The organism is Methylophaga sp. OBS3, from assembly GCF_026319325.1.
Classification (GTDB): Bacteria; Pseudomonadota; Gammaproteobacteria; order Nitrosococcales; family Methylophagaceae; genus Methylophaga.
This window is the reverse complement of sequence record NZ_JAPDMU010000004.1, coordinates 25,558-50,647: the sequence shown is the minus strand read 5'-3', so window position 1 is coordinate 50,647 and position 25,090 is coordinate 25,558. Positions and strand designations below refer to the sequence as shown.

Sequence of the window (25,090 nt, the reverse complement as noted above, 5' to 3'; positions counted from 1 at the left end):
TTAGGCCAAGACTCAAGAAAAGCGGAAACTGAAAAATGCGTTATCTGCTCATCTCACTGATGATGTTTGGCCTAACGTTGCCGGCTTATTCGGCGACGGTAGAAGAGATCCGCATGTCTCAAACTGACAAAACAACCCGTTTAGTGCTCGATTTAGATGAGTCAGTTAGCTATAAAACTTTTACCCTACAAAACCCTTCTCGTCTGGTTATCGATATCAGTGGCGGTAAAACCAATAAACAGTTGAAGCTGCCTTCACTAAGCAATACGCCAGTCAAAAATATTCGTCAGGGTCAGCTTGATAGTAAAACACTTCGTCTAGTCTTGGACTTACACAAAGACCAAGTATTTGAAACGCAAAAGCTAGCGGCAAATGGCACCTACCCTCATAGACTTGTCGTTGATTTAGCTGCCGATAAGACACAATTAGCTACAGCAGAAAAAGCTGACAAAGAAGAAAAACCTGCTTTAGTTTCTGTGCCATCAGTTACCGAAGAAAAAGTAGCGCCAACACCAACACCTGCGACAAACCAAACGGTAAAAAACACCTATGTGTTGCCACGCAGAGACATTGTGATCGCGATTGACCCAGGTCATGGTGGTCAAGATCCTGGTGCCATTGGCCCAACAGGTACTCGCGAAAAAGATGTCGTACTGCAAATTTCAAAGCGACTTGCCACATTGGTCAACAGCGAACCTGGCATGAAAGCGTATTTAACGCGAGACCGTGACGTATTCTTGACCTTACGCCAACGTATTCAACGCGCCAAACAAAACGGTGCTGATATGTTTATTTCAATCCACGCTGACGCATTTACGAATAAAAATGCACGAGGATCATCGGTGTTTGTTTTATCTGATCGCGGCGCGAGTAGTGAAGCAGCACAGATTCTGGCAGATCGTGAAAACGCAGCCGATTTAGCTGGTGGCATTAGCCTTGAAGATAAAGATGACTTATTGGCCTCAGTCTTATTAGATTTGTCTCAAACAGCGAGTTTAGAGGCAAGCTTAGAAGTCGGTAATACCGTACTCAGCGGCCTAAAACGGGTTGGTAAAGTTCACAAAAAACAAGTTGAATCAGCCGGTTTCGTGGTTCTGAAATCACCTGATATTCCATCAATTTTGGTTGAAACAGCCTTTATTTCGAACCCAACTGAAGAGCAAAACCTGAAAAACGGTAATCACCAGTACAAACTGGCTGCCGCGATGATGAATGGTATTCGCACCTACTTCCAACGTAACCCTGTTACCCAGCAAGTGCGTCCACAGCAACACATTGTCAGCAGTGGTGACACGCTCAGTGGTATTGCACAACGCTACCAAGTCAAAATGGCTGAGCTGCAATCTAGCAATAACTTGCGTGGTACAACGCTCCGAGTTGGCGAAGTATTACAAATTCCGTAAGTCGATATTAAGTCGACAACTGCTAAACTAGGCTGATGTCTGAAGCCAAACGCATCCATGCCCTGCCCTTACAACTTGCCAACCAAATTGCGGCCGGTGAGGTTATCGAACGTCCTGCTTCAGTTGTCAAAGAGCTCGTTGAAAACAGTCTTGATGCTGGCGCCCGACAAATCACCATTCGTATCGATGGCGCTGGCAGTCAGCTCATCAGTATTCGTGATGATGGCACAGGAATCCACCCTGAAGATTTACCTCTGGCATTAAGTCGACATGCCACCAGCAAATTAACCAGCAGCGAAGATTTAAGTCATATTGCGAGTCTAGGGTTTCGGGGCGAGGCATTGCCAAGTATCGCTTCAGTTGCACACTTAACGCTGACTTCAAGGCAAAAAGATAGCGACTGCGGCTGGCAGGTTAAAGGAGAAGACAGCCAAGTTTCACCAACCGCACATCCTTTAGGCACCACCGTTGAAGTGCGTGATTTATTTTTTAACCTTCCCGCACGTCGCCGTTTTTTACGTAGCGCACGCACCGAACAACAGCATATTTTGACGACTTTGCAGCGCCTTGCATTAAGCCGTTTTGAATTAGGCATTGATTGCCAAATTAATGGCCAACAAAAACTTGCCCTACCCATTGCTGATAACGATAAAGCTAAGCAACAACGCATCGCTAAACTTTGCGGTAGTCGCTTTGCCAATCAAGCTTTAATAATTGATAAAAAAATCGACTTTATGCACCTTACTGGTTGGTTAGCACCAGCGAGTGCCCACAGGCCGCATAACGATATTCAGCATTTTTTTATTAATGGTCGTGTCATTCGCGATCGATTAATCAGTCATGCTGTCCGCCAAGCATTTGCTGAATCACTACCAGCAGGACGTCATCCTGCTTATGTTTTATACCTCGAAGTGCCGCTGGATCGTGTTGATGTCAATGTTCATCCAACCAAACATGAAGTGCGTTTTCGTGAAGCGAGGTTGATCCATGGCTTGATAACGGGCGCAGTTAGAGATGCGCTAGCTGAGACTGACACATTGCCATTGCCGATGGTCTCGACACCAGAAAAAGCAAAACCTGCCAATAAAGTTGTTGAACAAAGACAACCGTATCAAGCACCGCCACTACTAAAAGCAAAACCAGAAATAACCAATTCTGCTTTAAAAGTGGTGGCAAATAGTTATGCGCTAGTCGAAAAACAGCATGAAACATGGCTAATCGATTTGGGCCAAGCTGACCGTGAAATCCGCCAACAACAATTACACAAGTCACTAGAATCTGGACAGGTAACAGCACGTCCGGTTTTGGTACCGATTGACTTTCCTGCCACTAATGAACAAAAACAAGCCATCAGCGAACATGCCAATTTACTGTCTAATTGCGCGCTTAGCTTAGTCGTTACTCAAAATGGTATTCAAATTCGACAGTTTCCAGCCTTACTTGGCGCAGTATCATTACACGCTTTATTTGACGCCTTAATCGCCGTTGTCAGTTCAACGTCAGTCAATTTAACAGCTCTTCAAGGCGCCTTATTAAAGCTCTTGCCAGCGCAAGCAGCATTTAACCAACAACAGGCCGAAACGCTCATAAAACAACTAGAACATCATTCATGGCAACAAGTTAGTTGGGCGCGACAACTTGATAAAACGACACTTGCTGACTTATTCTCGACGAAGGTACACCCATAACCAGAGGCGGTATTATGGCTCAGTTTGCTAGATCCGGATCAGCCTGGCTGGCAGCCTTGCTGGCAGTCGCAATCTTGATGTTGTTTGGCTATATCCTATTTACTGATGGTGAATCGATCTCTAAAAAAGAGATTGTCGATCCACCAATAGAGCTGGCGGAACCTGATTTACCGCTTGAAACGATAGAGGTTGATGACAATCTGCCTAGCCAGCAAGAAATCCGTGAAAATGAGGCGGATGCTTTTGTTGATAATCTTGCGCCAGAACAGCAAGAAGCCACCACTATCAATGAACATCAAGATCAGTTCATTCGCCCTGATGGTTTAATCGCCCTTCCTCAACTTGAAGAACGTGTCACGACATTAAAGAAATTAATGGCGGATAAAAGCCTTGATGATGACACGCCATTAACACTCAACTATGTTGAAGAAACTCGCGAGCAAACAACGATCGCTGACATTGGTAAGCGTGAAGAAGATCATATCGCCCCTGTCACTATCATTACCGAATCAGGTGAAACCATCACCGCCCCATTAAACGTATTATTAAATCGTGATGATATTGACCAACCTGTGACCGAGCTTAGAACAGAAAACCTGCAACGTGAGTTAACTGCCGGTGAGTTAGAAACGCTGGCCATTGATGATGAACAGGAAATTCATGTCACCATTAACCGTGGCACTCAAGAGTTCGCCGTACGCGATATCCTGGGTGCTGATGTCATCACTGATGATAGTTTGCTTTATTTGCATCGTGTGACCGATGCTGACCGTCAGGGTTTATGGGGCATTATTCATGCCGGCTTGATTGAGAAATTTCGTCAAGGAATGCGTATTGAAGGTGTCGGACGACAATCTAACGTTAGTGCGATTATTCCGGCTGATGCTGATGAACCGTTACCTGATGGCTTTAGCTCATTTCTGGGCAAAATTCTCGATAATAAAGTCACAACAAGTTATGTCTATAACTTTAAAACCAATGTAATGGGTCGTGATCCCAACCTGATTTATCCCGGCCAGCAACTCATCATGATTCAGTTCAGCCCTGATGAGTTACGTGAGATTTATCTATTCTTTGCAGAGCAGCGAGGGGATGATGTCAAAACCTTCGCGATTGGCAGCTGATGTGGTTAGAGCTGGCAATGATCGGCGTTGTGCTACTGATCATTGCCATCGCTTGGTTAACCCCTATTGATTAGCTCAATAAGCGATTTCGTCATTTTGTCCCTGACGGAATCGACCAAAACGTAACATCACACTTGGTAAGACCAACAAGTTAAGAATAGTCGAGGATACCAAGCCACCAATAATAATTGCTGCCATCGGTCCCATGATCTCACGTCCAGGACTATCTGCATTTAAAGCAATCGGTAACATTGCTAGTGCGGTAACTAAAGCCGTAATTAAAATGGATGGCAAACGCTCTTGCGCACCTTTAATCGCAGTATCCATATTCCACGGCATGCCCACTTTTTCGACTAAGTAATGGTAGTGCGAGACCAACATAATTGAGTTACGTAGCGTAATACCAAACAACGTCACAAAGCCAACTAATGAACCAATGGATAACACACCAGTGGTCATTAATACGGCGATAACCCCACCGACTAGTGAGAATGGCAGATTAACTAATACCAGCAACATATTCGGCAAACTGCGAAGCGCCATATAAAGCAAGAGTAAAACGGCAATACCAGCTAACGTTGAATGTACGATTAGATCTTCACGTGATTGGGCTTGTGCCACTGCAGCCCCGGTAAACTCAGGATAGAGGTGGGCAGAAAAGTCGACGTCATCATGCACACGCTCACTCAGCTCAGCAAAAAATGAGTTGAGGTCACGACCACTGACACTACATGTGACTGTTTGGAGACGCTGACCACCTTGATGCAAAATGGCATGGCGTCCTGCTATCTGGTTGAGCTCAACAACATCCCCCATACGAATCATAATGCCATCAGCACTGCGTAATGGCAGATCTAGAATTTGTCTTGGTTGTTTACGAAGTGATTCTGGCAATACCACCACCACATCAAATAAACGGTTACCTTCATTGATTCGGCCAACATGGGCGCCATCATAAGCACTTTGTAATGTCTGCGTAACTTCAGCTGGACTTAGTCCCCAGAATGCCAGCTCATCCAATCTCAAACGAAGCTGTATTTGAGGTTCGCCTGCAGGCGCACGGATCTGAATATCAACCGCACCTTCGATTTCAGCCATGACCGCTGCAACTTGTTTGGCTTTTTGGTCGAGTTCATCTAAATCTTTACCGAAAATATTAACGACGACCGACGAGGTGTAACCTGAAATCGTTTCATCAATACGCTCAACTAAGAAAGTATTAACTTCTGATGCCATACCGGGGAAAGACTCTAGAATTTCCCGTATTTCATCCAAAATGGCTTGTTGTTCTGGTCCGCTTAATCCTGGCTCCAAATCAACCTCGTATTCACTGTAATGCGTGCCATAGGTATCGGCACCACGCTCTGCCCGGCCTGCCCATTGAGATGTCGCTCTAACACCCGGAATTTCCGCAACGTGTTTCTCAATTAAACCACCAGCACGCAATGACTCCTCAATTGAGGTGCCGGGAATACTTGCTGTATGAATAATGTAATGACCTTCGCGAAGTTCTGGCAAAAAGCCACCGCCAAGGAAAGGTAAAGTTGCAATACCGCTTAGGCAGAAAATAAGTACCCCAAATAAGGTCAATTTAGGGAAACGACTTACTCGCCCTAAAATACGGCCATAAATCGGCGTCATTTTACGAATTAATGGTGGTTCTTGGCTGTCATGACGCATTTGTTTGCTTAGCAAAATATGACAAAGCGCAGGTGTTACGGTTAACGCCACTAACAAAGAAGCGAAAATCGCCAAAATGTAAGCTTCTCCTAACGGCTCAAACATACGCCCCGCTACACCGCTGAGTGTGAGTAACGGAATAAATACCAACATCACGATAAAGCTTGCGTAAACCACCGAGCTACGCACTTCCATAGAGGCTTCATATACCACCTGCATCGTTGGCCTTGGTACAGCCAAAGCCGCATTTTCGCGAAGTCTACGGAATATATTCTCGGTATCGATAATGGCGTCATCGACCACTTCGCCCAGCGCAATTGCAAGTCCACCCAACACCATAATGTTGATGTTCACACCTAGCTCGAGTAGCACGATAATCGCAGCAAACAAAGACAATGGAATAGCGGTAATCGAAATTAGCGCCGTACGGATATTGAATAAAAATAAGAACAAGACCAGTAGCACTAAACCACCACCGATCATCAGGTGATGCTGGATATTGTCTAACGAGTTCTGGATATAGTTGGCAGGTCGAAATAAATCATCATGTAACGTGATGCCATCCGCCGCGAAACCATCTTTAAACTCTTTTAATGCCGCCTCAATACCTTCGGTAACCGCTAACGTATTTGCTTGGTATTGGCCGATCACCATGATGACAATACCGGGTTCACCACTAATTGCCGCGCCACCAATTGCTGGTGCAGGGCCAGATCTGATATCTGCAACATCACCCAGTAATATAAGATCATCGCCTTGCTTGCGGACGACGACTTTAGCCATTTCTTGTGGTGTCATCGGCTGGCCTGATACCGTCAACATCATGCGTTGATTATGGTTCTCGACGTAGCCTATTCCTCGAAGCTCTGTCGCGCCTTGCGTTATCTGAGTAATGTCATTTATAGATAGGTCGTAACGTTTTAAGGCTTGCGGATTAACTTGGATCTGTAATTGTTTTTCATGACCACCAAAGGTGTTGATATCGGCAACACCAGGCACTGTCAACAATCTTGGCGACAAGGTGTAATCAACCAATGCACGCAGCGTCATCAAATCATGATGATCACTGGTAAGGCCAATCGTCATAATCGTTCCTGAAGATGACTCTAAAGGCACCATTAATGGCGTAATACCTGCTGGCATTGCTGATTGGACGCTAACCAGACGCTCGGAAACCAGTTGGCGATTGGTGTAGGTATCCGAACTATCTTTAAAGGTAATCGTGACGACGGACAAACTCGGCGTCGATGCTGAACGAACAAACTCAACATCAGGGAGCCCACCTAAACCATTCTCTAAGGGTTGGGTCACTAGAATTTCGACTTGCTCGGCAGTTAAGCCCTGAGACTCTGTTTGGATAATGACTTGTTTCGGGGCAAACTCTGGAAAAATATCCAAACTGGCATTAGATAACTTATAGACACCATAAGCCATCATTAACACAGCTAGCGCGATCACAACCCCGCGAAAACGTACTGAAAAAGCGACAAGTTTCGATAACATGCTAACCTCGGCTAAACCAATGAGTTACTTAAAATCCGTTTCAGCCGATACTTAATCGTCATCATCATCTTCTTCAACTATCTGCCATTTGAACTCTTCAGATAGCAATGTTTGGGCACCATCCACTACAAGTAAATCACCTGGATTTATCAGCCCTTGCTCATCAAACAATCCTTCTGCGGCAGGTAAAGTGTGTTGTAAAGAAACACGTTGGTATAAACCTTCATCAATTTCAGTGTAAGCCCAAGGTTGTCCTGCATACCAAATGATTGAATCATCAGGAATCATGACACCGGTCACAGGCTCTTGGCTTTCTGGCACCCAGGCATCCAAACGCATTCCAGCGCGTAACCGGCCAGTATTTACCCGGAAATAATGAGTCTCACCTTGTAAGCTACTATCTACACTGATAGCTGGTGCAATGTAATGAGCCTTACGAGCCTGGGATCTATCACCTTCAGGGGCAACACGAATAACATTAACATCAGCTTGTAACGGTTGGCCGACAGGCATTGTCACTAATAATAGGCTGTCAGTTCGTTCAACTAAGCTCTTAAAGTCATTGTCTTGAGGGTTGAAGATCCAATCAGCCATATTGGTTTCCCATTGCTGACGGATGGTGTGCTCTGCATTGCTAATTTGGACTTGAGCTTGATTTTGAGCTGCTTTAGCTTCCTGCCAAGCAGCCTCTGCAGCTAAAACATCTTTATTGGCAATACTGCCAGTTGCTTTTACCAGTCGTTGTAAGCGATTTAACTCTTGTTTTGTTGATTCTGCCCGCACCTTGGCGACATCATAGGCTGCCCGTAACTGGCGAAGCTCTGCTTGCTGATTTAGCATCGGTTGAATACTAATAACCGTGGCTCTCGCACGATTCTCAGGATAAAAACGACTTGGCTCTACATTGATTGTCTTGATACCAGCTAAATGCTGCGCCGTTTCATCCAAGACCACCGTCATTGGCGCAATTGCAACATCATCGTCATCATCATGGTCGTCATCGTCATCATTAGCAACCAACCAGCTATCAAGCTGACGATGCCAATCAACATCCGTGATTAAGGGACCAACTAAAATGCCAATAGCTAGCGCTAACACTAGTGCTATCGCTACTCCCCAGCTTTGTTTTTTTATCATTATTCTATCCATGCAAAACCAGTTAAATCGCCGCCATTACAACATGATGCCCATATTGCTACAAGCTATCCTCTGATAAGTATTACCGTGAGGCTTGACAGTCCAAAGGCAAGCAGGTTTAATACGCCACCTTGTTGGCTCGATAGCTCAGTTGGTAGAGCAAGGGATTGAAAATCCCTGTGTCCCTGGTTCGATTCCAGGTCGAGCCACCATCGAATTCAAAGCCCGCTATGCATGCATAGCGGGCTTTTTTATTGCCTGAAACTTTCTCTTTAAATAATGCTTAAAGATTATTCACCATCAATCGTTATTTTGCGACACAAATCACAACAAACCGCCAAAACACAAATAATAACTTTATTTTCAAAACCTTAGATAAAACCACCCAACAAATCCGTATTCATCAAAACGCCGAACTGTTGTAAAAAACACACACTTTTTGGTAAAGATACAAAATCTGTGGTTTTTTTGTTGTAAAAGTGTTGCAAACAGAAAACGGATGTGGAAAATAGACTTCTAACCGCGATTGAATCCGGTTACGAGAGAAACTTAAAGTAATCTGTTAACAACTATAGAAGGTGAACAGACAATGAAAAAAACTACATTAGCTACACTGGTCGGCGCAGCAGCATTCGCAGCAGCCGGCGCAGCCAACGCGACAATCGTTGTTGGTGGTGAAAATGGTTACGAATTCAGTGTTGACGGTAACATCAACCAATTCTTCATCGCATCTGATCAAGATAGCGCTGGCGGCGGTCAAGACAACAATGAAGTTGCAAACGGTCTTTTACCAGCATTTTTCGGTTTCAATGTTTCAGCACCAGAAATTAATGGTCTGAAAATTGGTGCACGTGTTTCTATCTCACCATCCACTAACAACTTTACTGGTAATGCCGGTGAGAACGAGATGGAACAACGTGAAGCATTTGGTACTGTTGACGGTTCCTTTGGTCAAGTTCTGTTTGGTAAAGCATTAGGTCTATATGGTTCAAACGAAATTCTAGCAGAGCAAACATTATTTGGTGTTGGTGCAACTGGCGTTACAGCTTTTGGTGGTCAAAGTTCTGGTACAACCACTCTAGGTCGTATTGGTTACGGTTACGATTACGCTGATTGGCGTTCACAAATCCGTTATACCACTCCAGACATGAATGGTTTCAAAGCTGCCTTTGCTGTAATGGATGCAGTTGATGTTACTCCGTCTGGCGAAACTAACACTGCTGATTTCGTTGAAGCTGACCCGCGTTTTGAAGGTCAAATCAGTTATGCAACTGCTTTTGACAATGGCTCAGTAAACTTATGGTTAGCTGGTATGACCCAAGAAATTGATGCTAATTTCGGTGGCGTTGTTGGCGAACAATCAGTTGAATCAAATGCATATTCAATTGGTACTCACTTGAAGTTTGCAGGATTTGAGTTTGTAGGTTCTTACTTTGATAATGAAGGTGTTGGTGCTGCTGGTGGTTTGGAACAAATCTTCGGTGCTGATGCTTTTGCATATTCAGCTGTCGATGCTAATGGTGAAGAACGTGACGGTGATGGCTGGTTTGTTCAAGCTGGTTACCGTTTTGCAGGCACCACACTTGCATCTGTTTCATTTGGTGAATCAACACTTGATACCACTTCAGGTGAAACTGATCTGACAACAACAGCTCCATATGATAAAAATGAACTGACAACTTTTGGTATTTATCATGATGTTACAGCTAACCTGAAACTGGTTGCTGAATACTCAATGATGGAAACTGAACTGCATGACGGAACTGATGCAGAAGTTGATGTGTTCACATTGGGTGGTTTCATCACTTGGTAAGACCATATAGTTTTGAATCTTAGGATTCAAACTTAAGTCTGAAAAAGCCTCAACCTTCGGGTTGGGGCTTTTTTTTAACTAAAACTTGCTCTAATAGTTATTTTTTAATAGCTTGAAATGAAATATGAGCAGCTTGGAATATACATGTACTCACCTATCTCCTCTTTTCTCAACAGCATCAAAACAACATTAAATAATCATGCAGATGAAGTTGCAGAACTTGATCAAGCCATCGGTGATGGTGATCACTTAATCAATTTACAAAGAGGCCTTGATGCATTAATCAAAGATGCGGATGCACTTGATAAACTCGATTTGGCTGCAGCGTTTAGTAAAGTCGGAATGACATTGATGTCCACGATGGGTGGTGCTTCCGGTTCCTTATTTGGCTCCATGTTTGTGACTATGGGGAAAACAGCAAAAGATAAACCCATTGATATGATAAATATGGCAACAATATTTACCGTTGGCGTGGAATCAGTAAAAGCCCGAGGTAAAGCTGATATTGGCGAGAAAACTATGCTGGATACCCTTATTCCAGCAATGACTAGCCTTAATGAGAGTGTAAAGAAACAAGCATCTTTGAACGATGCATTAGCCGCTATGAACCAAGCTGCTGAACACGGAATGTTATCGACGAAAGAGATGTTAGCCACAAAGGGCCGCGCGTCTTTCCTGGGTGAAAGAGCACGCGGGCATATCGATGCTGGAGCAAGAACCAGTCAACTGATACTGGCAGCGGTCTCAGAAGTAATTAGCGGAAAAGCTAACTAACATCCCCAACGTAATGCGGCAGTATGCACTGGTGCATCCCACAGTGCGGTCAGTTCATCATCGAGCAATGTTAAGGTCACCGAACATCCTGCCATATCTAAGGAGGTAGTGAAATTACCAACTAAAGAACGGTGAATTTCTACCCCTTTGTCTTGCCAATATTTTGCGGCAATCTCAAAGACAAGATACAACTCCATTAGTGGTGTCCCACCTAGACCGTTCACATGCAAAAGCACCTTCTGCCTGGCTTTTGGTTGAAGCTCCTTATCAATCGTTTCAGTTAACTTGCTGATAAGTTGGTTGGCTTCAACCAGCTTTGTAATCTCTCGGCCACGTTCACCATGAATCCCAACACCAATTTCAACCTCGTCATCACCTATGGTAAACGTCGGCTTGCCCGCCGCAGGAACTGTACAACTGGTTAAAGCTAAGCCCATTGATGCCGTGTTTTTCGCGACTTTCTCACCAATAGCTTTGCAAGCTTGCAAGTCAAATCCTTGTTCGGCGGCTGCACCAACGATTTTTTCAACTATCAAAGTCCCCGCAACTCCGCGTCGACCAGTACTGTGATCAGCAGGCAAAGACACATCATCGGCGACTAAAACTGTCGCATTATCTTTGTCCAACATTTCTGCAGCGATCTCAAAGTTCATGACATCGCCTGCATAGTTTTTGACGATGAAAAGCACGCCGGCACCATTTTCCACTTGCTCAGCAGCAGCTAACATTTGATCTGGCGTTGGTGAAGTAAAGACTTGCCCCGGACAAGCTGCATCTAACATGCCTTGCCCTACCAATCCTGCGTGTAATGGTTCATGGCCACTGCCACCACCAGAAACAAGGGCGACTTTGGGTTTACTCGCAATCTGTTTACGCTGAATAAAGCGCGGTGTTTGGTTAAAAACAACAATGTTCTGATGCGCAATGGCAAAACCATTTAAACTTTCATCCAACAGTTCATCGACGTTGTTAATGATTTTTTTCATGGTCAAATCCTTTAGAAGCTTGCTTTTAGTGTGGCTGTCACGGCAGGTAAATCAGGCAAAATCCAATCCGGTGCATAGTCAATCGATGCCAAATCAGCCTCACTAGACACTCCGGTTAACACCATCAGACTGCGCATTCCTGCATTAACTGCACCCAAAATATCTGTATTCAAACGATCCCCAATGGCAATCGTATTCTGTTGGTTTGTGCCTAGGATTTCTAATGCCTGTTGATACAAAATAGGCTCTGGCTTACCTATTACTTTAGGTTTTACATCGGTCGCTGCGATTAGCGCAGCAATCACGCCACCATTTCCCATAACTTCACCAAGCTCAGTTGGCAGAGTCGTATCTGCATTAGTGGCATAAAAAGCCGCTCCCGCACGAATATTTAGTGTCGCCGTCGCGAGCTTATCCCAAGTCAGCTTTCGGTCTAGCCCAGAGACCACAATGTCAGCGCCAACATTTGTGATGCCTTTTTCTGGTTGATTAACTTCATATAAATCAGTAATAGTAAACCCCTGTATTTCAAGGGGCTCAGTTAATCCTGCTTCACCAATGACATAAACTCGTCGATGTTCCTCAGGTAAATTTTCTTTTAAATAAAGCGCAGTCGCCATACTGGAGGTCAGTATTTCAGAAGGCGCGACATCAACCGACATGTTGGCTAATTTATCGATATATTGTTGCTGCGTCAGGCTGGCATTATTGGTGGCGAGAACAAAGCGAATATCCAACTCACGCAAAGTCTGAAAAAACTCGCTCAAGCCCGGCAATGCATGATTACCGTGCCAAAGCACGCCATCCATGTCGATTATTAAACCGCCAATATCATCTATTTTTAATGTCATCTTATTGCTCATTTAGCTGATAGATAGGTTGTTTTATCCAACCTCGTTTGCAGCAAAGCCTCGCATAGTTGAAATCAACCTGTCCAGCAACAACACGCCCCATAACAGTGCGCATTGCCCTAAAAATTGACAGGTCTAAAGCAACTGCTTTATAGTCTGCGAGCGTAAATTCAACGTAAAACCATAAATTAAATCAATTTTTAGGAGCATGTCAGCATGGCAAAAGCACTTATTCAAATGGCTCTGGATTCTCTGGATTTCGACCAAACTATCGCACTTGCAGAGCAAGTTGCCCCTTACGTCGACATTCTGGAAGTCGGTACCCCTTGCATCAAGTACAACGGTCTGGAAATCGTTACCGCGCTGAAAGCCAAATTCCCTAACAACCTGATCCTGGTTGACCTGAAAACTATGGATGCTGGTGAGTACGAAGCAACTCCTTTCTACGAAGCTGGTGCAGATATCTGTACAGTTCTGGGTGTTTCTGACAAAGCAACAATGGGTGGCGTAATCAAAGCTGCAAACGCTAACAACGCAGAAGCTCAAATCGACTTGATCAGCGTTAAAGATAAAAAAGCTGTTGCAACTGAAGCAGCTAAAAACGGTGCGCAAATCATCGGTGTTCACACTGGTCTGGACGCACAAGCAGCTGGTCAAACTCCATTTGCTGACCTGCAAGCGATCGCTTCACTGAACCTGGGTGTTCGTATTTCTGTTGCTGGTGGCCTGAACAAAGACACCATCCAGAAAACAATCCAAGCTGGTGCTACTATCGTTGTTGTTGGTGCTGCTATCTACGGTGCACCTTCACCAGCTGAATCAGCTAAAGAACTGCGCGCATTGGTTGACGCTGCATAAGCGGAGTTAACGCAATTCGTTAAGACTAAAACGAGTGGCTTTTAGCCACTCGTTTTTTTTATAAAGGTTCATTCACACCGGGTTATGCGCAACAGTTAAGACAACAAAAGTCTCATCTGTTGACTGTGGTCAAATCTCGTAAAGCAGATCTATAATTGAAGGTCTACTAAAGTGGGTTGGCTTGCCACAATAAACCTAAAATAGTAATTTACCCGTTGCACCAACCTCATTGGATTGTTGGGCAGATGGGGTTCGAATAAAGGTAACAGGGGTATTTCTCATGAGTGAAAAAGGTTTATTAGCTTCAATCTGTGGCTTTTTTAAAGGCCTGTTTTCATCATCTAGTAGCGCAAGCTGCTGTGGTAATGATGCTGCGAAAGCTTCAGCAAACGACGGTTTGACAGGTGTTGAACGTTACATCCGTAACCAAGCACAAAATGGTCAACAATTAACTGGCGTTGAAAGCTACATCCGTAACAAGATGAGCAACAACAAACCAATGACCGGTGTTGAAAAATACATCCGTAGCAATGCTAACGGCAAGCCGCTGACTGGTGTAGAAAGCTACATCCGTAGCAAAGCTTAAGCACGTTACAAACAGATCTACCATTATCGGCACGCCCAACATGTGCTGATGATTTTTAGGCTCTGAAAAATGCCGGCTTTGGCCGGCAATTTTTACTGAGCCCGCCCGACAGTGACAATAAAACTATATTTAATTAGCTAAGTAATAAAGGTACTCACATGGCGAACTTACTTGATCAACTGAAGCAAATGACCGTGGTCGTTGCCGACACCGGTGACATTCAAGCCATCGAAAAATACACTCCTCGTGATGCAACAACTAACCCATCACTGATTACTGCTGCAGCACAAATGCCGCAATACCAAAGCATTGTTGATGACACGTTGAAAGCTGCTCGTGAAACTCTGGGTGCTGATGCTTCAGCAACAGAAGTTGCTACACTGGCATTTGACCGCCTGGCTGTATCTTTCGGTCTGAAAATTCTAGACATCGTTCCAGGTCGTGTTTCTACAGAAGTTGACGCACGTCTGTCTTACGACACTGAAGCAACTATCGCTAAGGGTCGTGACCTTATCGCTCAATACGAAGCGGCTGGCGTTTCACGTGATCGTATCCTGATCAAAATCGCAGCGACATGGGAAGGCATCATGGCTGCGAAAGTGTTGGAAGAAGAAAACATCCACACTAACCTGACATTGGTATTTGGTTTACACCAAGCTGTTGCTTGTGGTGAAAACGGTATCCAACTGATCTCTCCTTTCGTTGGTCGTATCCTTGACTGGTACAAGAAAGACACTGGTCGTGATTCATACGCACCAGCAGAAGATCCAGGTGTGGTTTCTGTTACGCAAATCTTCAACTACTTCAAGAAATTTGGTTTGAAAACTGAAGTTATGGGCGCAAGCTTCCGTAACGTTGGTGAAATCACTGAATTGGCAGGTGTTGACTTGTTGACTATCTCTCCAGGCCTTCTGGATGAGCTGCAATCAACTGAAGGTGAACTGCCACGTAAATTGAACGAAGCAGATGCACAATCATCTGACGTTCAACGCATCGAAATGACAAAAGAAACTTTCGACGCTATGCATGCTGAAGACCGCATGGCAACTGAAAAACTGTCAGAAGGTATTGATGGTTTTGCTAAAGCGTTGGAAACACTGGAAGACCTGCTGGCTACACGTCTGGCAGAACTGGAAGGCTAATCGCAATTTATTAGCATTCGTTGAGCCGATTAGCAAAGTCTTGCCGGCTCAACAACAGTCTTTTGGAACAGCCTGCTGTTCTAATTGATGATTAGAAAGTCCCTTAAACAAAAGCTGGGATTATTTTTTAATTTATAGGAGTAAAAAACATGGCTGAAATTCAAATGGCTCTGGACTCACTGGATTTTGACGCAACTATGGCGCTGGCTGAACAAGTCGCTCCTTACGTTGATATCCTGGAAATCGGTACACCTTGCATCAAGTACAACGGTCTGAAACTGGTTAAAGCGCTTAAAGCAGCTCACCCAGACAAGAAAATCTTGGTTGACCTGAAAACTATGGACGCTGGCGAATACGAAGCGACTCCTTTCTTTGAAGCTGGTGGTGATATCACTACTGTTCTGGGTGCTTCAGATATGGCTACCATGAAAGGTGTTATCAAAGCTGCTAACGCTAACAACGGTGAAGCTCAAATCGACTTGATCGGTGTTGAAGATAAAGCTGCTGTTGCTAAAGAAGCTGCTGCTAACGGTGCTCACATCATCGGTGTTCACACTGGTCTTGACGCACAAGCTGCTGGTCAAACTCCTTTTGAAGATCTGAAAACCATCACTGGTTTAGGTCTGGGTCTGAAAGTTTCTGTTGCTGGTGGTATCAACAAAGACACTATCCAAAGCTGCGTACAAGCAGGTGCGGCTATCGTTGTTGTTGGTGCAGCTATCTACGGCGCACCTTCTCCAGCAGAATCTGCTAAAGAACTGCGTGCACTGGTTGACGCAGCCTAAGCATTATAGAAATAAGGAAAAATACAATGCATCGTGATCTACTCTTAAACAAAATCACTGACATCCTTGGTCAGACTGACGATTCATACGAAGCCAAATTGGTTTCAATGTGTGATGACGCCAAACGCATCTTTATTACCGGTGCGGGTCGTTCCAAGCTGGTAGGTAATTTCCTAGGAATGAGATTGATGCATAGTGGTTATGAAACCTATGTGCAAGGCGAAGTTGCTACGCCAAGCATCCGTAGTGGCGATTTATTAATCGTTATCTCTGGTTCTGGTGAAACAACGCAATTGGTGTCATTTGCCAATAAAGCTAAATCTGAAGGCGCTAAAGTGATTTTGATTTGCTCAAAATCTAAGTCAACGATTGGTGATATTGCAGATCAAACTGTTCAAATCGGTAACGATGACAGCTTTGCGACAACCAAAGGCATGCCTATGGGTACTATGTTTGAACTGTCGACATTGATTTTTCTGGAAGCAACCATTTCTTACTTGATTCACGAGAAAGGTATTGCAGAAGAAGATATGCGTTACCGTCACGCAAACATGGAATAATCACTTTCCTGAAATGCTATGCCAGAAAAGGCAGCCTCCGGGCTGCCTTTTTTTTGCCTGAAAAAACACTCAAGCATTGCAGACTTGAAGAGTCCATAGAGCGACAGCATATATCGCTGTATAATGACTCGTTTATTTACTCAGTTGTAGTGCACGAATATGACCGCAAAAACACTTTACGACAAATTATGGGATCAACACGTAGTTCGCAGTGAGAGCGATGGCACCGCGCTACTCTATATTGACCGCCATTTAGTCCATGAAGTGACTTCACCGCAAGCCTTTGAAGGTCTTCGTTTGGCCGGTCGTTTGCCCTACCGTTTAAATTCGATCTTGGCGACACCAGATCATAATGTGCCGACGAGCAATCGCGACCAAGGTATTGCGGATCCTATCTCGCGCTTACAAGTCGAAACATTGGATCAAAACTGCTCGCAGTTTGGCATCACAGAGTTTGGTTTAAACGATATGCGTCAGGGTATTGTGCATGTTGTTGGCCCAGAACAAGGCGCGACCTTGCCTGGCATGACTGTTGTCTGTGGTGACTCTCATACTTCAACGCATGGTGCCTTTGGTGCTTTGGCCTTTGGTATTGGTACCTCTGAAGTCGAACACGTTATGGCTACGCAATGCCTAATCCAACGTAAATCTAAAAACATGCAAGTGCGTGTTGAAGGTCATGTGAATCCTGGTATCACAGCTAAAGATATTGTCTTGGCTATCATTGGTGAAATTGGTACCGCTGGTGGTACAGGTTACGCAATTGAATTTGCTGGTGAAGCCATCCAAGCATTAAGTGTTGAAGGTCGTATGACTGTTTGCAATATGACCATCGAAGCTGGTGCTCGTGCTGGCATGATCGCTGTAGACGATACGACGATTAATTACCTAAAAGACCGCCCATTCGCACCAAAAGGTGAAAATTGGGAGAAAGCAGTTACCGCTTGGCGTGAATTACACTCAGATCCAGGTGCGCATTTTGATAAAGTTGTGGTTTTAAAAGCGGCAGATATCAAACCACAAGTCACTTGGGGAACATCACCAGAAATGGTTGTCCCGGTGAGTGCCAACATTCCAGATCCTGCCACTGAGACAGATGCCGTCAAACGCAACGGTATGCAAAAAGCATTAGCCTATATGGGCTTGTCTGCAAACCAAGCCATTACGGATATCAAACTGGACCGGGTATTCATTGGTTCATGCACAAACTCGCGTATTGAAGATTTACGTGAAGCAGCGGCTGCCATTAAAGGTGGCAAAGTTGCTAGCACTTTAAAACAGGCCATGGTCGTGCCTGGTTCAGGCTTAGTTAAACAACAAGCAGAGCAAGAAGGCTTAGATAAAATCTTTATCGAGGCAGGCTTTGAGTGGCGTGATCCAGGCTGTTCTATGTGCTTGGCAATGAACGCGGATCGCTTAGAGTCAGGTGAACACTGCGCCTCAACCTCAAACCGTAACTTTGAAGGTCGTCAAGGACAAGGTGGTCGTACCCACTTGGTAAGCCCTGCAATGGCTGCCGCCGCTGCAGTTGCCGGCCACTTTGTTGATATTACAGCGCACTAATGGCTGTAGATTATCAAGCAGCAGCTACGCAGTTATTTACACTGCGTGACCTGCTTCGTTGGGCAACATCTCGCTTTCATGAGGCACAATTATTTTATGGTCATGGAAATGACTCGGCCTTCAATGAAGCTGCACAGTTGCTTTTGCATTGCCTAAACCTACCCGTTAATGATCTCCCTGAGATTTTTCTCGACTCCCGTCTAACGACTGACGAAAAACAGGATTTTTTAGATCTGGTAAAACAGCGCGTTGAGAACCATATTCCTGTCCCCTATTTAACCCACGAAGCCTGGTTCGCTGGCTTACCATTTTATGTAGATGAGCGTGTCCTTATTCCTCGCTCGCCATTTGCAGAGCTCATTGATGAACAGTTTTCACCATGGTTGCATGAAGAAACCGAAGTACATCGCATCTTAGATATGTGCACGGGTAGTGCCTGCATTGCTATCGCGCTGGCAATAGCATTTCCTGAAGCAGAAGTGGATGCTGTTGATATCAGTAGTGACGCCTTAACTGTTGCCAAAATTAATCAAAACAAACATCTATTAACGGATCGTTTAACTTTGATTGAGTCTGATTTATGGTCAAACCTTGATAGATCACAACAATACGATTTGATTATTAGTAATCCACCTTATGTTGGTGACGATGAAATGGCGACACTGCCTGCCGAGTATCGGCATGAACCAACAATGGCATTGCGCGCCGATGACAATGGCCTAGCGCTTGTTGAAAAGATTATTTGTGGCGCAGCAGAGTTCTTAACAAAAGATGGCTTACTGTTTGTTGAAGTTGGCAACAGTGATGAAGCCGTTTCCGAGAAATGGCCAGAAACGGGCTTTATGTGGTTGGATTTCGAGAACGGTGGTCACGGCATCTTTATGCTGACCCAACAACAATGCGAAGCGTTTGCTAAAGGCTAACCACCGGTCTGTTAATCGTTTTCTGGTTGGTAATGTCGAACGCAATTCCTACCTGCCATTTTGGCTTGATACATCGCCCGATCAGCCATCTCAAATAAGCTATTTAAGGTGTCATGTTCTTTATGACGTAGTTCAGCCACACCAACACTGATAGTGATATCTAAATTAGCTGGTTTAAAGCGCGTTAAACGCTTCTGCATACGCTCCATCAATCCGACAGCTGCTGCGGCATCACAGCCGGGTAACAACATAACAAACTCTTCGCCAGCCCAACGTGCAACCATGTCGACATCTCGGACATGGCGCTTAAACCAGTTACCAAGCTCCGCCAGCACTTGATCACCTTTGACATGACCAAACTCATCATTGAGCGCTCGAAAATTATCCAGATCCAGTACAGCCATCGATAAGTTTCGTTTGAAACGATAAGCCTCACTGAAATATTTACCGGCAAACTCACGTAAAGCATGACGGTTAAATAGCTGTGTCAGTTGATCCAACATCGCCAAGCTGTATAGAGAGTTTTGCTGAGCACGTAGCTCACGTACATTTTGATAGCTAGTGATGTGGTTAAAAACCCGTTGGCGAAGTTCCTCACGAACAATAGGCTTGGAGACAAAGTCATTAACGCCTAAATGAAATAACTCAATTTTGCGTGAAATATTGTCAAACCCAGAGGTCGCGATGATAGGCACATTGGCATATTCTTCACGCAGGCGACGGATTTTTCTGACAAGTGAAATACCGCTCATTGAGCCTTCGAGCATGATGTCAGTGATAACCAAATCATAGTCGCCACCATTAAATGCCTCCCAAGCTTCCTCAGCAAAGGTATAGGCATCCACATCCAAGCCCATATCAGTCAGCAAGTCGATAATGATGGTTTGAAGAACTCTTGAATCCTCAATAAACAACACACGACCAGACAAGTGTCGAGTTTCACGTTCTGCCAAACGTTGAACATAGGTTTCCAGCTCTTTGGCATCATGTTTACTGAAAATATCGGTAGCGCCAGCGAGTAAGGCCTGCTTTAAAGTGCGGGCCGTGTCATTCTCAGTGAGCACCAGAACGGCAACAAAGTCATAGCCGTTGATTGCTCGCAATTGGCCGCAAAACTCGCTTCCCGCAATATCAGGCAGATCGTCACTGCAACAAACTAAGCGAAATCGTGCGGCGTTAGCCAATACCAGACCTTGCTGACCGTTTTCTGCTAGTTCGACGCTGAACCCAGCAGATTCAAGGATATTTTTTGCTTTATCACGAAATTCGGCAGACGCATCTACCACAAGCGCATTGAGTTTTGGCACAGGTGATTCCTTCTCCATTGCCCACATTCTGCCTTTTCAGGCAGGGCTACGGCAAGCCTTATCAGCTTGCAAAATTTGAGCGGTAAACTCACTGCGTAAATAAAAGCCACGTGGATTCTGAAGTTCTACACTACCATCATCAGCAATTGCTTGCGCTAACACACGGCTATTTGCCGCTTTGGGACGAATTTGTAATACCTGCCCATGTCTTGCTGTAAGTCCAGCTTGTCCATGCAGCACTAAGGCATCCATCAGCTCTTCCCAGTCTTGTTTTAACAGTGCTGTTTGCGTTTCATCTGGTTGCCAAATAAACCCCTGTCCGACATAACGCTCTGCTAGGGGAATTTGTTTGTCTGCTTCAACCGGTAACCACAACACTTTTGAAAGCTTTCGACATAACCAACTATCCTGCCAACTTAGCTCGCCAGTTTCCGTCATACTCACAGTGCAAACATATGTAGATTCTTTGGGGAGTCCATTGGCTGCCAGCGGTAAAGTTTTAAGCTCAATGCCAAGCCCAGTAAAATCTGGCTCAGCATGATTGCCTGCATCGGCACCCAGTAGATTTTCAAGTAAGTTTCCCACCCAGCCTTTATGGCGACGAAGATCATTTGGCACGATAATGCCAGCCTGAGCAGCTAACTGACCCAGTGTTTGGCCAGCAATTTGCTGACAGCGCTGCATCAGTTCATCTTCTGATTGTGGGGGAACTACGGACGGCAAAATTTCATCTGACATATGGGCATGATAATCTAACGCCCCTAATTCTGCTTGGGACTGAAAATTTTGACAGCACTCACGATCAAAAATCTGAACAAGACCTATGGAAACGGGCTAGAAGCCCTCAAAGATATCAATCTCAGTGTCGAACAAGGTGACTTTTTTGCTCTGCTCGGACCAAATGGTGCCGGCAAATCGACAACGATTGGTGTTGTAACCTCATTGGTGACCAAGAGCGCAGGCAAAGTCCATATTTTCGATGCCGATCTCGATACCGATACCGAGCTGGCAAAAAGTTACATTGGCCTTGTACCACAAGAATTTAATTTCAATGGTTTTGAACAGGTTAAACATATTCTGCTGACCCAAGCTGGTTACTACGGTATGTCGACCAAAGAAGCCGAGCCACGCGCTGATGCTCTACTTAAGCAATTAGGTCTTTGGGATAAACGCAGCACCCCTTCTCGCGCTTTATCAGGGGGTATGAAGCGTCGTTTGATGATTGCGCGTGCACTGGTCCATAACCCTAAATTATTAATTCTGGATGAGCCCACTGCGGGTGTGGATATTGAGTTACGCCGTTCTATGTGGACGTTTTTGCGTGATATTAATCAACAAGGTACGACCATTATTCTGACAACTCACTATCTTGAAGAAGCAGAAAACCTATGCCGCAATATTGCCATCATCGATAAAGGCCGTATTGTCGAAAACACCGACATGAAATCGTTGTTAAACCGTCTTGATAAAGAAACTTTTGTTTTAGATCTGCAAACACCTCTTACTGACAGCAGTTTGCTTGCTGGTATTGAGCATCAACAGATTGATAGCACCACCATCGAAGTAGAACTGAATCGTAGCGAAAGCCTGAATGGTCTATTTCAGGTCCTCACCGAACGTGGTGTTCAAATCGCCAGTATGAAAAATAAAGTTAACCGATTAGAGGAGTTATTCTTGAAATTGGTTGAACCATCGGAGAATCATTAATGCGCCCTGCTCGTCACTATCAGCATTGGATTGCATTCCAAACCATTTTGACTCGTGAAGTGCGTCGTTTTTTAAGGATCTGGGCACAAACCCTATTACCACCGGCGATTACAATGACATTGTATTTCATCATTTTCGGCAGCCTCATTGGCAGTCGTATTGGCGAAATGGATGGTTTTACCTATATGGAATACATTGCGCCTGGCGTGATTATGATGGCAATCATCAACAACGCTTATGCCAATGTCGCCTCATCTTTTTTTAGCGCCAAATTTCAAAGTCATATTGAAGAGCTCATTGTCGCCCCTGTGCCAAATTATCTAATCTTGGCTGGTTATGTGGCTGGCGGTACGGCGCGAGGTTTATGTATTGGTTTGATTGTTTCTGTTGTAGCGCTCTTTTTCACTAACCTCACCATTCAACATTATTGGATAACGTTAACCATGGTGTTGTTAAGCGCCGTGCTGTTTGCTTTGGGTGGTTTTATCAACGCGGTATATGCACGTAGCTTTGATGAAATATCGATTATCCCGACTTTTATTCTGACGCCGCTTACCTATTTGGGTGGTGTGTTTTATTCGATTTCTTTACTGCCAGAGTTTTGGCAAAAAGTATCGATGCTAAACCCCGTACTTTATATGGTAAATGCATTCCGTTATGGATTATTGGGCATTTCAGATGTCTCAGTATTCACAGCTTTTGGCATCATTCTGTTATTTATTGTCGCACTGACCATTTATGCACTACATTTATTAAATAAAGGCACTGGCCTGCGTAATTAAACTTTAGACCAATAGCTTGAGCGCTTGGCGAATAACGTCCGTATCAGCACCTTTGAGATGGGCGTTTTCGCTTAAGTAGCGGCGCCAACGGCGCGCACCGGGCTTACCCTGAAACATCCCCAACATATGACGCGTAATAGATTTTAAAGGTCGTCCCTCACGCATTCGTTGCTCAATATACGGCAACATTTGTTCAACAATCTCATGCTCTGACAGGACAGCATGCTCATCAGCAAAAAGGCGTTTATCGGCCTCAGCCAATAAATAAGGCTGGTGATAAATAGCGCGGCCAATCATCACGCCATTGATATGCACTAAATGTTCCTCAGCTTCATCGAGTGTATGAATACCGCCATTAATATCGACATGAAGACTCGGGAAATCCTGCTTAATCTGATACACACGGTCATAATCCAATGGCGGAATATCACGATTTTGCTTCGGACTTAATCCCTGAAGCCATGCCTTACGTGCATGTAAAATTAAGGCATCCGCATCCGCGCTATCTATCGCTGTCACAAACTGATGCAAAAATGCATAACTATCTTGCTCATCAATACCTAATCGCGTTTTCACGGTGACGGGGATATTGACCGCCGCTTTCATCGCTGCCACCCCCTCGGCGACCAAATCTGGGCTCGCCATTAAGCAAGCACCAAACTGACCATTTTGCACACGATCACTCGGGCAACCAACGTTAAGATTTACTTCTTGATAACCCGCATCTTCAGCTAATTTTGCACAAGCCGCCAAATCTTTGGGTTCACAGCCACCCAATTGCAAAGCCAATGGATACTCTGCCGCATCATGGTCTAAAAATCGCTGCGTATCGCCATGCAATAAAGCACCGGTCGTTACCATTTCGGTATACAACAAGGTATGCCGCGACAACAAACGACAAAGATAGCGAAAATCACGGTCGGTCCAATCCAGCATGGGCGCTACGGATAATCGGTGTGCAAAAGTTAATTCAGCGTTCACAAGCAAGTTTTCTTAAAAGTTAATCGGCTATTTTCGCAAATCAGCGGGTAAAATGCCCGCATGGATCTTTTTGGCCTAATTTCAACATGAGTAGTTTTGCCCTTAACGACATCACCATCAAGGTGAAACGCAGTGGTAGACGCAAAACGATGGCATTACAAGTGCGTGCAGGCCAAGTATCGTTACTCATGCCAAAGCGCGCGCCACTATGGCTTGGAAAACAATTTGCGACCCGCCAGCAAGCTTGGTTACAAGCAAAACTTAACGCACTGCCAGCAATATCCCAACGCCAATTTTTAGTGAGTAGTCATCAACCATACCTAGGCCAAGACTATCCAATCCAGTTGAATCTAAACGTATCGCAGCGCCGTCAGTTGATGTTTGATACACAGCAGTTTTCTCTCAAACTGCCGAATGACGCAACAGAAGCTGAGATTAAAAATGCTTTTCTAAAAGGCTATCGACAATTAGCTGAAGACTATTTGCCGAATCGCTGCCAAAAATTAGCAACTGCAACAGGGTTAACCCCAAAAGCGATTCGTCTTCGTCGGTATAAAGCACGTTGGGGAAGTTGCAATAGTCGAGGTGAAGTACAACTCAATTGGCTTTTAATTCAAGCACCAGCGGAAGTGGTTGATTATGTGATCATTCACGAGCTTTGCCATCTTCGCCATATGAATCATAGCCCCGCCTTTTGGCAATTAGTTGCAACGCACGAACCCAACTACCGTCAGCACCGAGATTGGCTAAAACAATATGGCCAGCAACTAATGCTTGATTAGGCCCGCTCAACTTGTTTTTTTTGGGCTTTCTATTATCATGTATCACTCGGGTAAGGAACGCTGCGACAGAGATTACTCTGCTAGGCTTACCCACTAAAATCTTTAAACCGCGTTCATTATTAACAGGTCACTGATAGTAATGGACAAGGTTGCTG

Annotated in this window: 22 protein-coding genes, 1 tRNA gene and 1 riboswitch; of the genes, 16 read left to right on the top strand and 7 right to left on the bottom strand. The window is 44.7% G+C overall.

Features of this window, described 5'->3' with window-relative positions; translation table 11 throughout:
• Positions 1–35 precede the first annotated feature (35 nt).
• Genes OMP94_RS09205 through OMP94_RS09195 form a run of 3 tightly spaced genes read left to right on the top strand, consistent with a single transcriptional unit; the run spans position 36 to position 4,215 of the window.
• A complete protein-coding gene (locus OMP94_RS09205; protein WP_266277997.1) occupies positions 36–1,403 on the top strand; it encodes an N-acetylmuramoyl-L-alanine amidase in 1,368 nt (455 codons plus the stop codon).
• A 35-nt stretch (positions 1,404–1,438) separates the two neighbouring features.
• Positions 1,439–3,091 (top strand): DNA mismatch repair endonuclease MutL, encoded by a 1,653-nt coding sequence (mutL, locus tag OMP94_RS09200; RefSeq protein ID WP_266277996.1) that lies wholly within the window; start codon positions 1,439–1,441, stop codon positions 3,089–3,091.
• 14 nt (positions 3,092–3,105) lie between these two features.
• Positions 3,106–4,215, top strand: a complete 1,110-nt coding sequence (locus OMP94_RS09195; RefSeq protein WP_266277995.1) for a hypothetical protein — start codon at positions 3,106–3,108, stop codon at positions 4,213–4,215.
• A gap of 75 nt (positions 4,216–4,290) precedes the next feature.
• On the opposite strand, the gene OMP94_RS09190 is transcribed toward OMP94_RS09195, so the two are convergent.
• Both OMP94_RS09190 and OMP94_RS09185 read right to left on the bottom strand, forming a co-directional pair.
• On the bottom strand, positions 4,291–7,398 hold the full coding sequence (locus OMP94_RS09190) for an efflux RND transporter permease subunit (protein ID WP_266277994.1): 3,108 nt from the start codon (positions 7,396–7,398) through the stop codon (positions 4,291–4,293).
• Positions 7,399–7,449: 51 nt separating this feature from the next.
• A complete protein-coding gene (locus OMP94_RS09185; RefSeq protein WP_266277993.1) occupies positions 7,450–8,535 on the bottom strand; it encodes a hypothetical protein in 1,086 nt (361 codons plus the stop codon).
• A gap of 136 nt (positions 8,536–8,671) precedes the next feature.
• Here OMP94_RS09185 and OMP94_RS09180 point away from each other — a divergent pair.
• The 3 genes from OMP94_RS09180 to dhaL all read left to right on the top strand — a co-directional run bounded on the left by OMP94_RS09180 (position 8,672) and on the right by dhaL (position 11,122).
• Positions 8,672–8,747, top strand: a tRNA-Phe gene (locus OMP94_RS09180).
• Positions 8,748–9,124: 377 nt separating this feature from the next.
• Positions 9,125–10,348: a porin gene (locus OMP94_RS09175; RefSeq protein ID WP_266277992.1), complete on the top strand. Its 1,224-nt coding sequence runs from the start codon at positions 9,125–9,127 to the stop codon at positions 10,346–10,348.
• A gap of 144 nt (positions 10,349–10,492) precedes the next feature.
• Positions 10,493–11,122: a dihydroxyacetone kinase subunit DhaL gene (gene dhaL, locus OMP94_RS09170; protein ID WP_266277991.1), complete on the top strand. Its 630-nt coding sequence runs from the start codon at positions 10,493–10,495 to the stop codon at positions 11,120–11,122.
• Here dhaL and dhaK read toward each other — a convergent pair.
• Both dhaK and OMP94_RS09160 read right to left on the bottom strand, forming a co-directional pair.
• Entirely contained in the window at positions 11,119–12,108 is a 990-nt protein-coding gene (gene dhaK / locus OMP94_RS09165) for a dihydroxyacetone kinase subunit DhaK (RefSeq protein ID WP_266277990.1), read from the bottom strand. The genes dhaL and dhaK overlap by 4 nt on opposite strands.
• 11 nt (positions 12,109–12,119) lie before the next feature.
• A complete protein-coding gene (locus tag OMP94_RS09160; RefSeq protein ID WP_266277989.1) occupies positions 12,120–12,959 on the bottom strand; it encodes an HAD-IIA family hydrolase in 840 nt (279 codons plus the stop codon).
• A 216-nt stretch (positions 12,960–13,175) separates the two neighbouring features.
• On the opposite strand from OMP94_RS09160, the gene hxlA (OMP94_RS09155) reads away from it, so the two are divergent.
• From hxlA (OMP94_RS09155) to prmB, 7 genes are all read left to right on the top strand, one after another.
• The gene (gene hxlA, locus OMP94_RS09155; protein ID WP_266277988.1) at positions 13,176–13,817 is read left to right on the top strand and encodes a 3-hexulose-6-phosphate synthase; all 642 of its coding nucleotides are present in this window, start codon (positions 13,176–13,178) and stop codon (positions 13,815–13,817) included.
• Between the two features lie 280 nt (positions 13,818–14,097).
• Positions 14,098–14,403 carry a hypothetical protein gene (locus OMP94_RS09150; RefSeq protein WP_266277987.1) on the top strand — a complete coding sequence of 102 codons (306 nt, stop codon included), beginning with the start codon at positions 14,098–14,100 and terminating at the stop codon, positions 14,401–14,403.
• Between the two features lie 158 nt (positions 14,404–14,561).
• Positions 14,562–15,545 carry a transaldolase gene (locus OMP94_RS09145; RefSeq protein WP_266277986.1) on the top strand — a complete coding sequence of 328 codons (984 nt, stop codon included), beginning with the start codon at positions 14,562–14,564 and terminating at the stop codon, positions 15,543–15,545.
• 149 nt (positions 15,546–15,694) lie between these two features.
• Positions 15,695–16,330, top strand: a complete 636-nt coding sequence (hxlA, locus tag OMP94_RS09140; protein ID WP_266277985.1) for a 3-hexulose-6-phosphate synthase — start codon at positions 15,695–15,697, stop codon at positions 16,328–16,330.
• Between the two features lie 26 nt (positions 16,331–16,356).
• Positions 16,357–16,890: a 6-phospho-3-hexuloisomerase gene (hxlB, locus tag OMP94_RS09135; protein WP_266277984.1), complete on the top strand. Its 534-nt coding sequence runs from the start codon at positions 16,357–16,359 to the stop codon at positions 16,888–16,890.
• 159 nt (positions 16,891–17,049) lie between these two features.
• A complete protein-coding gene (leuC, locus tag OMP94_RS09130; RefSeq protein WP_266277983.1) occupies positions 17,050–18,453 on the top strand; it encodes a 3-isopropylmalate dehydratase large subunit in 1,404 nt (467 codons plus the stop codon).
• Positions 18,453–19,376 (top strand): 50S ribosomal protein L3 N(5)-glutamine methyltransferase, encoded by a 924-nt coding sequence (prmB, locus tag OMP94_RS09125; RefSeq protein ID WP_266277982.1) that lies wholly within the window; start codon positions 18,453–18,455, stop codon positions 19,374–19,376. Before leuC ends, prmB begins: the two co-directional genes overlap by 1 nt.
• 11 nt (positions 19,377–19,387) lie before the next feature.
• On the opposite strand, the gene OMP94_RS09120 is transcribed toward prmB, so the two are convergent.
• Together OMP94_RS09120 and mutH are read right to left on the bottom strand one after the other, a co-directional pair.
• Entirely contained in the window at positions 19,388–20,683 is a 1,296-nt protein-coding gene (locus tag OMP94_RS09120; protein WP_266277981.1) for a diguanylate cyclase, read from the bottom strand.
• Between the two features lie 36 nt (positions 20,684–20,719).
• Positions 20,720–21,421, bottom strand: coding sequence for a DNA mismatch repair endonuclease MutH (mutH, locus tag OMP94_RS09115; protein WP_266277980.1), 702 nt, complete (start codon positions 21,419–21,421; stop codon positions 20,720–20,722).
• Between the two features lie 45 nt (positions 21,422–21,466).
• Between mutH and OMP94_RS09110 the strand changes: the two genes are divergently transcribed.
• Positions 21,467–22,390 (top strand): ABC transporter ATP-binding protein, encoded by a 924-nt coding sequence (locus OMP94_RS09110; RefSeq protein WP_323135079.1) that lies wholly within the window; start codon positions 21,467–21,469, stop codon positions 22,388–22,390.
• Entirely contained in the window at positions 22,390–23,172 is a 783-nt protein-coding gene (locus OMP94_RS09105; RefSeq protein ID WP_266277978.1) for an ABC transporter permease, read from the top strand. Before OMP94_RS09110 ends, OMP94_RS09105 begins: the two co-directional genes overlap by 1 nt.
• A 3-nt stretch (positions 23,173–23,175) precedes the next feature.
• On the opposite strand, the gene dusA is transcribed toward OMP94_RS09105, so the two are convergent.
• Complete coding sequence (gene dusA / locus OMP94_RS09100) at positions 23,176–24,108, bottom strand: tRNA dihydrouridine(20/20a) synthase DusA (RefSeq protein WP_416240458.1); 933 nt, start codon at positions 24,106–24,108, stop codon at positions 23,176–23,178.
• Positions 24,109–24,239: 131 nt separating this feature from the next.
• On the opposite strand from dusA, the gene OMP94_RS09095 reads away from it, so the two are divergent.
• Complete coding sequence (locus OMP94_RS09095) at positions 24,240–24,935, top strand: M48 family metallopeptidase (RefSeq protein WP_266277976.1); 696 nt, start codon at positions 24,240–24,242, stop codon at positions 24,933–24,935.
• A 46-nt stretch (positions 24,936–24,981) separates the two neighbouring features.
• A riboswitch (S-adenosyl-L-homocysteine riboswitch) is annotated at positions 24,982–25,057 on the top strand.
• Positions 25,058–25,090: the final 33 nt, after the last annotated feature.

Bases quoted from the DNA above. Each gene is read 5' to 3' on its own strand.
- OMP94_RS09205 (WP_266277997.1), top strand. From the start codon at position 36: ATGCGTTATCTGCTCATCTCACTGATGATGTTTGGCCTAACGTTGCCG.
- mutL (WP_266277996.1), top strand. From the start codon at position 1,439: ATGTCTGAAGCCAAACGCATCCATGCCCTGCCCTTACAACTTGCCAAC.
- OMP94_RS09195 (WP_266277995.1), top strand. From the start codon at position 3,106: ATGGCTCAGTTTGCTAGATCCGGATCAGCCTGGCTGGCAGCCTTGCTG.
- OMP94_RS09190 (WP_266277994.1), bottom strand. From the start codon at position 7,398: ATGTTATCGAAACTTGTCGCTTTTTCAGTACGTTTTCGCGGGGTTGTG.
- OMP94_RS09185 (WP_266277993.1), bottom strand. From the start codon at position 8,535: ATGATAAAAAAACAAAGCTGGGGAGTAGCGATAGCACTAGTGTTAGCG.
- OMP94_RS09175 (WP_266277992.1), top strand. From the start codon at position 9,125: ATGAAAAAAACTACATTAGCTACACTGGTCGGCGCAGCAGCATTCGCA.
- dhaL (WP_266277991.1), top strand. From the start codon at position 10,493: ATGTACTCACCTATCTCCTCTTTTCTCAACAGCATCAAAACAACATTA.
- dhaK (WP_266277990.1), bottom strand. From the start codon at position 12,108: ATGAAAAAAATCATTAACAACGTCGATGAACTGTTGGATGAAAGTTTA.
- OMP94_RS09160 (WP_266277989.1), bottom strand. From the start codon at position 12,959: ATGACATTAAAAATAGATGATATTGGCGGTTTAATAATCGACATGGAT.
- hxlA (WP_266277988.1), top strand. From the start codon at position 13,176: ATGGCAAAAGCACTTATTCAAATGGCTCTGGATTCTCTGGATTTCGAC.
- OMP94_RS09150 (WP_266277987.1), top strand. From the start codon at position 14,098: ATGAGTGAAAAAGGTTTATTAGCTTCAATCTGTGGCTTTTTTAAAGGC.
- OMP94_RS09145 (WP_266277986.1), top strand. From the start codon at position 14,562: ATGGCGAACTTACTTGATCAACTGAAGCAAATGACCGTGGTCGTTGCC.
- hxlA (WP_266277985.1), top strand. From the start codon at position 15,695: ATGGCTGAAATTCAAATGGCTCTGGACTCACTGGATTTTGACGCAACT.
- hxlB (WP_266277984.1), top strand. From the start codon at position 16,357: ATGCATCGTGATCTACTCTTAAACAAAATCACTGACATCCTTGGTCAG.
- leuC (WP_266277983.1), top strand. From the start codon at position 17,050: ATGACCGCAAAAACACTTTACGACAAATTATGGGATCAACACGTAGTT.
- prmB (WP_266277982.1), top strand. From the start codon at position 18,453: ATGGCTGTAGATTATCAAGCAGCAGCTACGCAGTTATTTACACTGCGT.
- mutH (WP_266277980.1), bottom strand. From the start codon at position 21,421: ATGTCAGATGAAATTTTGCCGTCCGTAGTTCCCCCACAATCAGAAGAT.
- OMP94_RS09105 (WP_266277978.1), top strand. From the start codon at position 22,390: ATGCGCCCTGCTCGTCACTATCAGCATTGGATTGCATTCCAAACCATT.
- dusA (WP_416240458.1), bottom strand. From the start codon at position 24,108: ATGCTGGATTGGACCGACCGTGATTTTCGCTATCTTTGTCGTTTGTTG.
- OMP94_RS09095 (WP_266277976.1), top strand. From the start codon at position 24,240: ATGAGTAGTTTTGCCCTTAACGACATCACCATCAAGGTGAAACGCAGT.